The sequence below is a fragment of the Streptomyces auratus genome (assembly GCF_050433025.1).
GTDB classification, from domain to species: domain Bacteria; phylum Actinomycetota; class Actinomycetes; order Streptomycetales; family Streptomycetaceae; genus Streptomyces; species Streptomyces sioyaensis.
In genome coordinates this window covers 1885357-1897593 of record NZ_JBNGCB010000003.1, presented here as the reverse complement: position 1 = coordinate 1897593, position 12237 = coordinate 1885357, and the positions used below count along the sequence as shown (strand labels likewise).

The 12237-nt window shown below is 68.8% G+C and carries 12 protein-coding genes; 6 read left to right on the top strand and 6 right to left on the bottom strand.

What is annotated here, in order from left to right:
* Window positions 1–165 precede the first annotated feature (165 nt).
* On the bottom strand, window positions 166–1323 hold the full coding sequence (locus BKA18_RS28050; protein WP_366046556.1) for an FAD-dependent oxidoreductase: 1158 nt from the start codon (window positions 1321–1323) through the stop codon (window positions 166–168).
* On the opposite strand from BKA18_RS28050, the gene BKA18_RS28045 reads away from it, so the two are divergent.
* Complete coding sequence (locus BKA18_RS28045) at window positions 1322–1486, top strand: hypothetical protein (protein ID WP_366046555.1); 165 nt, start codon at window positions 1322–1324, stop codon at window positions 1484–1486. The two genes, BKA18_RS28050 and BKA18_RS28045, sit on opposite strands and share 2 nt — an antisense overlap.
* A 70-nt stretch (window positions 1487–1556) precedes the next feature.
* Here the strand turns inward: BKA18_RS28045 and BKA18_RS28040 are convergent, their stop codons facing one another.
* Entirely contained in the window at window positions 1557–1832 is a 276-nt protein-coding gene (locus BKA18_RS28040) for a helix-turn-helix domain-containing protein (RefSeq protein ID WP_366046554.1), read from the bottom strand.
* Entirely contained in the window at window positions 1832–2323 is a 492-nt protein-coding gene (locus BKA18_RS28035) for a DUF2975 domain-containing protein (protein WP_366046553.1), read from the bottom strand. The genes BKA18_RS28040 and BKA18_RS28035 overlap by 1 nt, the downstream gene beginning before the upstream one ends.
* A gap of 339 nt (window positions 2324–2662) precedes the next feature.
* On the opposite strand from BKA18_RS28035, the gene BKA18_RS28030 reads away from it, so the two are divergent.
* A complete protein-coding gene (locus BKA18_RS28030; protein ID WP_366046552.1) occupies window positions 2663–2962 on the top strand; it encodes a DUF6506 family protein in 300 nt (99 codons plus the stop codon).
* Between the two features lie 71 nt (window positions 2963–3033).
* Here BKA18_RS28030 and BKA18_RS28025 read toward each other — a convergent pair whose 3' ends face one another.
* From BKA18_RS28025 to BKA18_RS28015, 3 genes are all read right to left on the bottom strand, one after another.
* Complete coding sequence (locus BKA18_RS28025; protein WP_366046551.1) at window positions 3034–4254, bottom strand: PP2C family protein-serine/threonine phosphatase; 1221 nt, start codon at window positions 4252–4254, stop codon at window positions 3034–3036.
* A gap of 244 nt (window positions 4255–4498) precedes the next feature.
* A complete protein-coding gene (locus BKA18_RS28020; RefSeq protein ID WP_366046550.1) occupies window positions 4499–5758 on the bottom strand; it encodes a protein-glutamine gamma-glutamyltransferase in 1260 nt (419 codons plus the stop codon).
* Between the two features lie 937 nt (window positions 5759–6695).
* Entirely contained in the window at window positions 6696–6896 is a 201-nt protein-coding gene (locus tag BKA18_RS28015; protein WP_366046549.1) for a hypothetical protein, read from the bottom strand.
* A 902-nt stretch (window positions 6897–7798) separates the two neighbouring features.
* Between BKA18_RS28015 and BKA18_RS28010 the strand changes: the two genes are divergently transcribed.
* From BKA18_RS28010 to BKA18_RS27995, 4 genes are read left to right on the top strand one after another with little or no spacing between them, the layout of a single operon-like run.
* Window positions 7799–8815 (top strand): GlxA family transcriptional regulator, encoded by a 1017-nt coding sequence (locus BKA18_RS28010; RefSeq protein ID WP_366046548.1) that lies wholly within the window; start codon window positions 7799–7801, stop codon window positions 8813–8815.
* Window positions 8812–10593, top strand: a complete 1782-nt coding sequence (locus tag BKA18_RS28005) for a thiamine pyrophosphate-binding protein (protein ID WP_366046547.1) — start codon at window positions 8812–8814, stop codon at window positions 10591–10593. Before BKA18_RS28010 ends, BKA18_RS28005 begins: the two co-directional genes overlap by 4 nt.
* A complete protein-coding gene (locus tag BKA18_RS28000) occupies window positions 10586–11218 on the top strand; it encodes an SRPBCC family protein (RefSeq protein WP_366046546.1) in 633 nt (210 codons plus the stop codon). The genes BKA18_RS28005 and BKA18_RS28000 overlap by 8 nt, the downstream gene beginning before the upstream one ends.
* Entirely contained in the window at window positions 11215–12234 is a 1020-nt protein-coding gene (locus BKA18_RS27995) for a 3-oxoacyl-ACP synthase III family protein (protein WP_366046545.1), read from the top strand. The genes BKA18_RS28000 and BKA18_RS27995 overlap by 4 nt, the downstream gene beginning before the upstream one ends.
* Window positions 12235–12237: the final 3 nt, after the last annotated feature.

The window sequence follows — 12237 nt, the reverse complement described above, 5'->3', positions numbered from 1 at the left end:
CCTTCGGTCCAGGCTTTGTACGTCACGTCGGAACTCTTGGCACTCTCGGCACCGCAAGCCGACAGGAGTCCACAGGTAACAACCAGCCCTGCCATCATGGTGATGAGCTTCGTGGGCGCTGATATGGGGAATGAAGGCATGGGCTTGGCCTCTCGCTCAGTGAGTTCACTTGGGTGTGGGGTCGGGGAAGGATCTGTCGCCGAAGAGGACTCGGCTTGCCGCGGCCCGGCCGAACGGGGTGCGTAGCAGGGGGAACACCGCTGCCGCTGTGGCAGGCGTCCGTACGTGGGCCCATGCCCGGCGCAGCGTGAGTCGTCCGCGGAAGTGGGGGCGGAGTGCGGCTCCGTCGTAGTGGCTCATCGTGTCCGGATTCCCGGTGCACAATGCGTCGTTGAGGACCTCGGCCGCGAGTTTCGACTGCCGTAGGCACGGGTCCAGGCCGCCGGCGGTGAGTGGGGAGACCGCGCCCGCTGCATCCCCCACGAGAAGCCCGTCGGCGCAGCTGATCCGGCGCAGCAGGCCGCCGACGGGTATGGGCCCTGCGCGCCGCTCCACCGTTTCGGGACGTTCGAGACCGGTCAGTCCGGGCGCTGAGGCGCTGAACCGCTCCATGGCACGGCGAAGACCGTCCGGATAGCGGTCGGCATAGCCTGCGACTCCGACATGGGCATGTTGCCCGTCGTTCACCACCCAGGCCAGGTAGCCGGGGGCAAGGGAGGGGTCGAGTACGCAGTGGAAGGTCGGCGGCTGGTCGCTTCCGGGTAGTGCGAAGACCTCCTCGGCGCCGACGATCAGGTGATGGTTGCGGTCGAGAGCGAGGTCGCGGGCGACTCTTGAGCGGGCCCCGTCGGCGCCGACGACGAAGCGGGCTCGGACCGTGGTCGGTCCGTCGCGTCCGGCCAGGTGGAAGGTGGTGCCCTGTCGGCCGGTGTAGCGCGTGCCCAGTGCTATGCGGACACCGGCGTCGACGGCGGTGGCGGCGGACGCTTCGTAGAGGGGTGCCATGTCGCCCACCCGGTACTCGTCGCGGAGGCTGCTGAGGCTGACCGGCCGGCGCAGGTCAGGGGGGTAGAGGACCACACGTCGGATCGGTGGTCCGAGGCAGTTCGCGGGCAGCGGGAAGTCGTCGAGTGTCTTCCGCACGAAGATTCCGGTGGTGCGGATCGCGCCGGCAAGGCTGGTTCGGCGTTCGGCCAGAAGCACGTCGTGGCCTTGTCGGGCGAGGAGTGTGGCGGTGTTCAGTCCGGCCAGCCCGGCCCCGACCACCAGTACGTCGGCACTGGCAGTGGCCCCGAGACGGTATGAGAGGCGTGCTGTCGTCATGTCTGCCCTGTTCCTTGTCGAGTTCGTCATCGGGGCGTTCGGCGCACAGCAGGCGCCGATCGGCCGCGGGCACTACGGCGACGGCCCGGGCCGCGAAAGTGAGGTGTGCGAACGTCGTCCTCAGGTCGTCACTCGGGCGCTCGCCGAAGATCGGGCGGGGTGAGTCGCGCGGCAGGGATCGTCGAGGGCGTACCTGGCGATCGTGTACGGGCGGCCGACCACCGCGGCTGTGGTCACCGAGGCGAAGGTCCGGCTGGGACGGATGCTCCGGATTCGTGCGCAGCCTTGTCCGGATCCCCGGGGTCATCGGGCTCCCAGCGCAGCAGGTCTCCGGGCTGGCACTCAAGCACCTCGCACAGCGCGGCAAGCGTGGTGAAGCGCACCGCCTTGGCGCGGCCGTTCTTGAGCACCGCCAGGTTGGCGGGTGTGATCCCCACCCGGTCCGCGAGTTCGCCCACGGACATCTTCCGCTTGGCCAGCATCACATCGATGTCGACGGCGATCGGCATCAGATCACCTCGGCCAACTCGGCTCCCAGCTGCGACGCCTCGACATCACGTGCGACGGCCTGTGCGAGCAGCATCCGCAGCACGAGCACGATGAGCGCCACCCCGAAGACCGCCAGGCCCACCCCGCCCAGCAGGGCCACGACTCCCGGGGGCACGACGTTGCCGGACGCCAGCACCACCCCGAGCGCGAACACCAGAAGCGCGGCCGCCACGAACGCGCCGATCACGAGATGGACGTAGCGGAATGCGCCGTAGGAGAACACGGTTCCGCGTTGCATCATCGTCACCAGCCGCCACACGGAGACCAGGACGACCTGGACCGTCACGACGCCCAGGACTGCGATCACGAGGACCGGAGTGCGGCGGCCCGCAAGGAAGCTCACCTCCACGGCGCCCGTCAACATCGCCACCATCACCGCCTGGGCACACACCGATCCGGCGTGCAGCGCCACCATCACGGCACGCAGCGCGAGCACTGTCAGCTTTCCCAATGCCACTCCCCTGATCGATCCACGATGGAAATCTATTGATTATCGATAGAAATGGCAAGTCGGGTCCGCAGGCGGGATCGGGCTGGGTGGGTTACCCGGGACGCGGGAGTCCGCGGCGCCGGACTCGGCTTCAGCACCGGCCGAGCGCGGGGGTAGCCGGCCTGGCGGCATGCGGCGGCTCGGAGGACATCCACACACGCGAGGCGATCGGCCCCCCTGGCCATCGCTCCGACATCGGGAGTGAGGTGTGGATCACACGTGGGTCATCCCCGATCCGGAGCGTTCTCACCCTGCTTCTGTTTCGCTGGTGGCTTCGACGGTCATAGGAGGTCCACACGCATGGCGCTCACACACTGGGGATTCATCTACACGGCGGCCGGCAGTGCCGCAGGCGGCGATGTCAACGTCGTGGACACCGGCAAGTGCCGCACTGTCCTCGTGGGGGTGGAGAAGCCCGACCAGGGCCTTGAGGTCGCGCGTCGCCTGGTGAGCGAGGGCGTGCAACTGATCGAGCTGTGCGGAGGATTCGGTCCCGTTTGGGCCGGGCGCATCATCGACGCGATCGATGGCGCAGTCCCCGTCGGCACGGTTGGCTATGGGCCTGAAGCAGTCGACCAGGTGCACGCAATCTTCTCCTGACCACTGGTGCAGGCGGCCAGAAGATCATCCATGACCTCGGCAACGGGCAGCCGGGAGCGCGTAATGCTCCTTCACGGCTGTTGCGGCGGGTGCTGCGGGTGCCATTCGAAGAGCAGGATCGTGGCATCGTCCGGCAGGCTGTTGTGCTGGTAGTCGAGGATGGCGTGGATGAGCAGCCGCAGCACCTCGGCGGGGCGCTCGCCGGCGGCGGAGGCGCGGATGATGAAGGCCGTGAACCGTTCGAGGCCGAACTCAACGCCGTTGGCGTCGCGTGCGTCGACCACACCGTCGGTGTAGAGCAAGACGCGGTCGCCCGGTTCGAGTGTGGTCTCGTAGACCTGCCGGGCGGGTGGGTCGGATTCGACGTACAGGCCGATCGGCGGCTGCGGGGGGCTGTCCAGCGCCCCTTCGAGTACCCGCTTGGCACGGATGAGCAGCGGTGGCGGGTGCCCGCAGTTGATCCAGCGCAACTCCCCGACGTCGGCGTCGAGCCGGCACACCACACCGGTGCAGAAGTGGTCGGGCAGCCACTGTGTGAGCGCACGGTCGACGGAGCCGACGAGGTCGGGCAGATCGGCGCCGCTGCGGCGGGCGTTCCGCGCGCCGGCCATGGCCACCGAGGTGGCCAGACCGGAGGCCAGATCGTGTCCCATGCCGTCGAGGATCATGGTGTGCAGCACCTGCTTGACCACCGCATGGTCGAAGGCGTCCCCGCCGAGGTCGTACGCCGGCTCCAGCACCGCGGTCGAGACGCACTGCCTGCTGCCGATGGTGCGGGGCGGCAGGAATGCCCGCACCAACTCGGCCGGCAGCTGCATGGTCGCGGTGCGGGTGCGAGCGGCGATCCAGTCGCTGTAGGCGCGCTTGGAGGTGACGACCATCGCGAGCAGATCGGCCAGAATCCGAGAGCGGCGCATCCGTGGCCCGTCCAGTGGGGCGGTCCGCACCGCCAGCACCCCCAGCCGCTCCGCACCGTCGACCAGCGGCAGCCAGATGACCACGTCGTCGCCGTCGTCCGTCACCCGCGGGGAGACCGTGCGGTACGCCCAGCCGGCCTGCGAGGCGTCCACCGGCAGCACTTCCAGGGCCTCGTCGAGCGGGACGAGCAGCCGTTGCTGCAGGTCGACGAGGTAGATCAGTGCCGTATTCAGGCCGAGGGCCGAGGCACACCGGTTCGCCAGTGCGGACAATTCTACCGGAAGGACGATCTGCGCCTCGGTGATCAGCTCTTCCAGCCGACTCTCGTCGACGGCGGCGCCGGGATCGGCGGGCGCCTGCGATGGGTCTGGCACGGGAATCACCCCTTCCGCACCCAGTCTCGCAGCGATCCCGGCGCCTCTCACGTCAACAGCGCCCGGCGCCCCAGCCCACGACCGCGTCGACGACCGGGGTGCTTGGTTCGGTGATGAGCCGGACCGCCTCTCGGTCCCGGGGACGAGCGGCACACGGCGTTGATCAGCACCGATTGCAGCTCCAGCCGGTTCCGGTCGGGCACCGGAACGGTGAGCGGCCACCGGTCCTCCTACCCGGCTCTGTTTACGGCCAGCCCTGCTTCACCTCGGCGGGGGCGGTGTTCCAGCTCTTGGGTATGAACGTGATGACGTAGGTTCCGCGGTCGAAGTCCGAGTACCCGGCAGACCAGTTCCGGAACTTGCTCTCGTATACGTTCATGGGGCCCATGCCGCCGTTGGGCGCGTGATAGTGGTTGGCGTGTGTCCATATGGTTTTGTCGGCATCCGCTTCCGTCTGGGCCCCGAACCAGCCGTAGTCGAAATTGACCCAACTTTCGCCAGGTTTGGCGGGACTGCGCGGAATATTCCGGTCCTTCGACATGTCGACCAGGCCTGTGCCCTGGTCGGGGCGGAAGGCATCCGGGTCGCCGTACTTCCTCTTGTCGGCGGAGCCCCGCTGGTCCTGCCCGCTCCAGAAGTGCTTCGAGTAGACCACTGCCTTCATCTTGGATGGGTCGTAGTTGCCTCCATCCCGTTCCTTGAAGGAGGGGGTATCCCCCAACGCCGAGTAAAAGTTCGAGCTGCTGCCCTCGTAGCGCAGAGCGTCATTTTTGTTCGTGAGCTCTGTCTTGAGGTTGTCGAGGTAAGTCCCCTCGTTGTGGGCACTCTCCAGAGCCTTGTTCATCACGGACGCCACATCGCGCGCCCGCTTGAACCCCTTCCCCTCATCGAAACTGTCCTTGGCGATGCGCCCCTCGAACTCCGCCTGCGTCTCGTTGGGTCGTGGCCTGCTGTTTTCCAGATCGTTCTGGTACTTGTTCTCGTCGAAGAATGCGAACGCTAATTTATTCGTCGGGTAGGGGCCCGAATTGACCCAGGTGACGCCGACGCAGCCGTAGGACAGCTTTTCTCGCTGCTCTTCGGTCATTTGCTGTTGCCTGCCGTCGTGGTGACTGTAGACCTGCTGCCACTTGCGTATGTAGTTGTTGACGACCGTAGTGGCCCGACCTCCCTGGGCCCGGTACGCGTCAGGCATCCTGCTGAGCGGCTCGGCGGGAGGGGTCACCCTGTCATCGACAGCGTCGGGAGCCCGGAAGAGCGCAGTGACACTCGGCGGCAATTCCACCGGAGAATTGCCGGGTTGCCCCACAGTCAGAGCTCTCTTGTTCAGTGCGTTGATGTTCTTCACATCCTCCGCCGTCAGACCGTGCGTTTCGGCGTAGGACTCCTCCGTTTCCCCCTCGCCGCCGCTGGCGGCATGACTGACCGACGGCGGCATGACTCCAGCGGTACATATCACCGCACCCAGAGTGGCGAAGGCGAGTAAACTCCGACGCTTATACATGAAATCAGTAACTCCCTTGTTGTGGAATCCCGTGATGCGGGGCATGCGAGCGAACGACGCAACGAAGGGTCTGCGGTAAGCAGCCGGTCCGGACCTCGGCCGCGCTGTCCTGGGTCGCTGCGCCGGCGACAGGAAGGAACGCAGCCACGAGACGGAAGAGAATGCGGCAAAGGCGGGGGACGGCTGTGGCGGTGCGGCCGTCGCCGGTCATGGCCTCGTGGCCGGCGCGCCGCCCGGGTCGGGCGGCACCGGTGCCTCGCTACATCAGCGTCGCCGCCGAGCCGACGACGCGGGCTCGGTCCGGGGGGCCGGGGTCGCCGCAGCGGACCTCGACGCGCAGGTGGGAGCGCATGAAGTCGCTGTCGACAGGTGGACCTGACTGGGATGGCCGACAGCGACGGTCGCCGGGGCGACGGGAGTCGGGGCGACGGCCCGGGCTCCCTGGGCGAGGGGCAGGGCGGGGGCCGCGGCGGCCGAGGCGGAGGCGGAGGCGGTAGAGAGAACGCGGAAAGCAGTTGGGCGTATCACGTATCGGCTCCCGGATGAGTGATCAGGTTGATACGAGCAGTGATCATGTCCCCGCGCCAACTCCCCGGCAACGCCGCGGTCTTAAAATCGGCCAATCTGTCACGTAGGGCGTATCCGGCCATGCATCCGAGTCGGCCCTCGGGAATGCGATGCGGCAGCGTTTCCCCTGCTCCTGGACCTCCAACGCGATGAAGCCGGGCATACACGTACGCCCAGAGTCCCGCACAAGGCGGCGCCGCAGCAGCTCCGCCAACAGGAGCAAAACCCCTGGACGCGGCTGCCCGAGTACGACGAGGAATGCAACGGACGCCTCGCCCTCGGCGCCCCCACCAAGAGCTGGTACCAGCACCCCTGCTCGTCTACGCCGGCGGCGACTCCCCGACCCGACAGGACGACACCAAGGCCGCTTTCAAGGCCCGCTTCCCGACACATCGTCCTGACGCTGATCGTCGACGACAGCCGGTACCACGGCGTCCGCATCGACAACCAGCTCGCCACCGACCCCCTCGTCCCCGACGTCGTACCACTGCAGCCCCTGCAGGACTTCGCCCCCTGGAAGCAGCAGGGCCGGCCTCTCCACTACAAGCCCGCCGGATTCTCGAAGCTGCACGCCTCCTTCAAGCACCCGCAGGGGCCGGGGTCGCCGTCTCCGCCCCTCGCCCTCAGCTTCCTGCACGGCACCGCGGCCGTGGGCTCGGACGCGCCGCGCAACCCACTCGCCCTCGTCGCCCCCCAAGTGGAAGGGCAGGATCGCCCCGCCGTACCTGCACGACGACGACGCCGTGCTCTACCTCTACACGCTCACCGCGGCATGGGCGCGGGGATCCGCGTGCCGGGGCCGGTCAACAGGAGACCGAGATGCACTGCCGGGGCAGCCCTGTTCCGCCCCGGTGGGGTGGGCCGTGGACGGAGCCGTGTCGTTCGGCGCGACCTGGTCAGGTCTCGCCGAACGACACGGCCGGTCAGGTGCCCCGTTGGGTATTACGGCTTGACGAGCTTGCCGACGGCGTCGGCTTCCCGCACCTGGTTGGCGAGGTAGTTCCAGGAGAGGTTTCCAGGGTCGCCTCCCGGCGTACCGCAAGGCAGCTAACGAGCCGGACAGACGCGCCCTCCACGCTTACCGGACACACCACCCACAGCTCCAGGCCGCTCAAGGCGGGCGGCGAGCGCCTGCAGGAGCGCCACCGCCACCGCACGCACCAGAGGATCAGCCGCCACCCGCCGCGCCCAACCCATGGGCCGGGCTGCGAAGACCTCCCGTTGCGGGCCCGTCAGGGGGAACTCACCCACGCGGCAGACCACTTCGAGCTGGACATTCCGGTGGCACGGCAATGAGTCGCCGCCCCGTACCACTGCGCCAACGCCCTGTGAGCCGCCCCACCCAGCGCCGTCCGCCCAGGCACACGAACTGCCTGGCCAGCACCCCTCTCCGCGATCCGCCGGCCGCTCTTGGCCGGATACGTCAGTAATCTGTCATTGCAGCCAGTGCGATTGCCCATACAGACTGCGACTGTGTTGGAGCGACGTGTTGTTGTGGTGGTGTACGCGGGAGCGATGGCCCTGGACATCACCGGACCGATTGAAGTGTTCGATACCGCCAACAGGCTCCTCGACCCGTCGGGCGCCCGCTACCGCGTCGACTTCGTCTCCGCCGACGCACCACTGGTGCGCACGAGTTCAGGAGTGGTGGTGGAAGCCGCGCCCCTGGAGGCGGGGCAGGGACCGATCGACACGCTCCTCGTGCCGGGCGGCTGGAGTCTCCAGAACGCACTGCGGGACCGGGTGCTGGTCTCCTGGATCCGTGGGGCGGCAGCACGTTCGCGCAGGGTCGCCTCCGTATGTGGCGGATCCTTTCTGCTGGCGGAGGCGGGCCTCCTCGACGGCAGGCGCGCCACCACCCACTGGGCGTACAGCGAAGCGATGGCGTGCCGCTATCCGGAGGTGGCGGTGGACGCCGAGCCGATCTTCGTCTGGGACGGCCGCTTCGTGACCTCCGCGGGCGTGTCGACGGGCATCGACATGGCGCTGGCTCTGGTGGAGGCCGATCACGGTGCGGCGCTCGCCCTGGAGACGGCACGGTTTCTGGTCCTGTTCCTCAAGCGGCACGGAGGGCAGTCCCAGTACAGCGCCGTCCTCGACGCCCAGTTGGCCGATCACCCGCCGATCAGGGCAGCGCAGGAGTGGATTCTGGGCAACCTGCACAACCCGCTGCCCGTGGCCGAGATCGCCCGGCAGGCCAACATGAGTGAGCGCAACTTCGCCCGCGTCTTCCGGCGCGAGGTGGGCACGACACCCGGCCAGTACGTCGAGCGGACCCGCATCGCCCGGGCGCGCGAACTGCTGGAGACCACCGAACTGGCGATCAGCCAGATAGCCGGCCGTTGCGGATTCGCCGCCCCCGAGACCTTCTTCCGCTCCTTCGCACGAACCCTGGGGCTCACCCCCAAGGAATACCGACACCGCTTTCAGGTCATCTCGCCGGCCGGCCTCGTCGACCGGCACCACACGAGGGATAGGAACCCCTTATGACCGGCACGACCTCCCACCTGCGCGACGCGGAAACGGCACGCCTGGTCGACCATCTGGTCACGGAACTCGCCGGAGCCGGCGTCTCCCACGTATTCGGCGTCGGCGGCGCGAACATCGAGGACCTGTACGACGCCGTGCACCGCAGCGGCGCCGTACGCGGCATCGTCGCCAAGCACGAGTTCTCTGCCGTCACCATGGCCGACGGGTACGCACGCACCACCGGGCGCCTCGGCGTCGTCGCGGCCACCTCGGGCGGTGGGGCGATGAATCTCATACCGGGCCTGGCGGAGGCCCATGCCTCGCGGGTGCCGGTGCTGGCCCTGGTGGGTCAGCCGCCGAGCGGCCAGGAAGGCCACGGGGCATTCCAGGACTCCAGCGGCAAGGCGGGCTCCTTCGACGCCCGGGAGGTGTTCGCCCCCGTCTCGCGGTTCTGCGCCCGGGTGGATGACGCGGACTCGCTCGTTGAGTTGCTGCCCCGGGCACTGGCGGCGGCACAGACCGTTCCACGTGGACCGGCCGTGCTGTTGCTGCCCAAGGACGTGCAGCAGGCGCGGATCCGGGTGCCCGGCGGCCACGCGGCCGCTCCCCCGGGCGGGCCGGCGCCGTCGGCACCGGTGGCGCGGCTCGACGAAGCCACCCTCACCACCGTGTCGGAGACCCTTCGTGCGGCCGGCCGCGTCCTCGTCATCGCCGGTGAGGACGTCGCCGCCGCCGACGCGCGTACCGAGCTGGCCGAACTGGCAGGTCGCCTCGGGGCCTGGGTGGCGGTCACCCCGGACGCCAAGGACGTCTTCGACAACCGCGATCCCCGCTTCGCAGGCGTGGCCGGGGTGATGGGCCACGACAACGTCGAAGACTGCCTGCGACGGGCCGACGTGTGCCTGCTGGTCGGTACCCGGCTGCCGCTGCTGGCACGCGGCGGCCTCGACCGGGCCCTGGCCGCGACCGATGTCCTCTGCGTCGGTCCGGAACCGCCCTTCGTGGCAGGCACCGCGCTGGGCGGGGACCTGCGGGAGGCGCTGCTCGCGGTGAGCGCCCGCCTGCCGGCCCTCCCCCGTCCCTGTCCCCGGCACGCCGGCCCTCGTCCCGCCCCCGCGACGAGCCCGCCTCCCCGTGCCCTTGAGCGGACCCTCCCCCACCTTCAGGCGGTGGCCGCGGTGGAGGCGGCACTCCCCCAGGACGCGCACGTCTTCGTGGACGCCGGCAACGCGGGAGCCAGCGCCGTCCATCTGCTGCCGGCACCGCGCCGCGGCCGCTTCGTGGTGGCCGTCGGCATGGGCGGCATGGGCTACACCTTCGGTGCCGGCATCGGTGCCGCGCTCGCCACCGGTCGACGCACCTACGTCCTCGCCGGGGACGGGGCCTTCTTCATGCACGGAATGGAAGTGCACACCGCCGTGGAGTACGCGGCACCAGTGACCTTCGTGATCTTCAACAACAACGCCCACGCCATGTGCGCGCTGCGCGAGGAGTTCTTCCAGGGCGGTGTCCGCACCGACGACTCGTTCGCCCGGACCGACCTCGCCGCCGGAATGGCCGCCGCCTTCCCCTCGCTCGACACCACGGGGGCCGGCGACGTGGCGCAGCTGCGCGCGGCACTGCTGCGCGGCAATGCGGGCAGCGGCCCCGCGTTCGTCGCGGTGGACTGCGACCCACGGGAGATCCCGCCGTTCCTCCCCTTCCGGGCCCGTACCGACAGCGCCGGCGGCACCGCGCGCCCCAACGACACGACGAAAAGGGAGAGTTCGGATGAACGAGGAGTCGTCCAGGTTGGCTGACATCCCCGGCCTGCTCCGGATCGAGAACGCCGGCAAGGAGGAACTGACCGCCCACTGCATCGAGCTCACCCACGCCGTCTACCCCCACCATCAGGTCTACGGGCAGTACTGCACCCTTCACGAGTACGTCGACTGCCCCCCGGAGGCGGCCTACGACTACCTGCGCCAGGGGCACCACCTGGAGGAATGGACCTGCAGCCTGCGGGACTTCGCGCCCTCCGGCACACCGGGGCTGTGGGTCGGCCACGACCGGCTGGAGGACGACACCAGGATCTACTGCGAGGTGGTCGCCAACCCCGACGCCATGACCGTGGACTACCACTGCTCCTGGGACCAGGGCGAGAAGCTGTGGATGATCTACCTGATGCGCGTCGTCCCGGCGCAGCTGGTGCTGGACAAGCCGGGTTCGGTGATCACATGGACCAATTGCCGGCACCCCTACTACGACGCCAACCCCCATCCCGAGAGGGCTCCCCGCCCGGACCGGCCCTGGGTGGGCGACTACTGGGATCTCTTCTACGCGGGGCACACCGTGGAGATGAACAACCTCAAGGCGATCCTGGAACACCGCCACCGCAACAGCCTCCCGGTCAGCGTGGCTCCGTCAAGGGAGGTGGCGCGGTGACGACGGTCAGCCTCACCGACGTCGCGAGCTATCTTCCCGGCGAGCCGGTGCCCGCGAAGTTCTACACCGAGTATCCCGGAGCCGAGGACAAGCTGCGCGACCACCCGATGTTCAGGGTCCCGCCGTTACGGCACCACGTGGCCGCCGACGAGACGAACGCGGACATGGTCGAACGCGCCGTACAGCCTCTGATCGAACGACACGGCAGGGACGAGATCCGGGGCGTCGACGTGCTGTTGGTGCACAGCCAGTTGCCGGACCTGCCGTTCGTGGGCGCAGGCACCGAGGTGGCGCGCCGACTGGGCCTGAACCCGGAGTGGCTCGTCGACGTGGCCAACGCGGGCTGCGCCTCCTTCGTGTACATGCTGAAACTGGCCCGGCAGATCCTCGCCACCACCGACGCGAGGAGCGCCCTGATCTGCAATGCCCAAAGCGCCGCGGGTCAGTGGTTCACCCAGTCCCAGGTGCGCCGGCTCACCCAGGCCGCGATCCCGGGCGACGGCTGCGGCGTGGGGTACGTGACGACGTCGTCCGACGCGCCGGTCCTCGACGTGGCGACCCGGCACATCGCCGAGTACGCCGGTGACATGACCGTAGCCCTCGACGACGGCCGCAAGTACTGGGAACCGGGAGAGTCCCAGCTGCGGATCGGGTTCACCGAGGCCAGCGTCGCGAAGGTCCTGGCACGCGGGAACCGCCTCGTTCCCGAGGTAGTCACGAACCTGTGCCGGCGGCTCGGCGTGGCGACCGCCGACATCGACGCCCTCATCACCAACCAGCCCAACCGCACTTTTCTACGGAACTGGCAGGAAGCGCTGCAACTGCCGGCCGAACGCCACTTACACACCTTCGACGAGTACGGAAACCTCTTCGGCGCGGCGATCCCGATCACCCTGGACCGCGCGATCAGCTCCCGACAGGTCGAGGACGGCGACCTGGTGGTGCTCGGAGGCTTCGCCCACGCGGGCGACTTCGCAGGTGCCGTCGCCGTCCGCTGGCACAGTGGACGGACCTGAGCC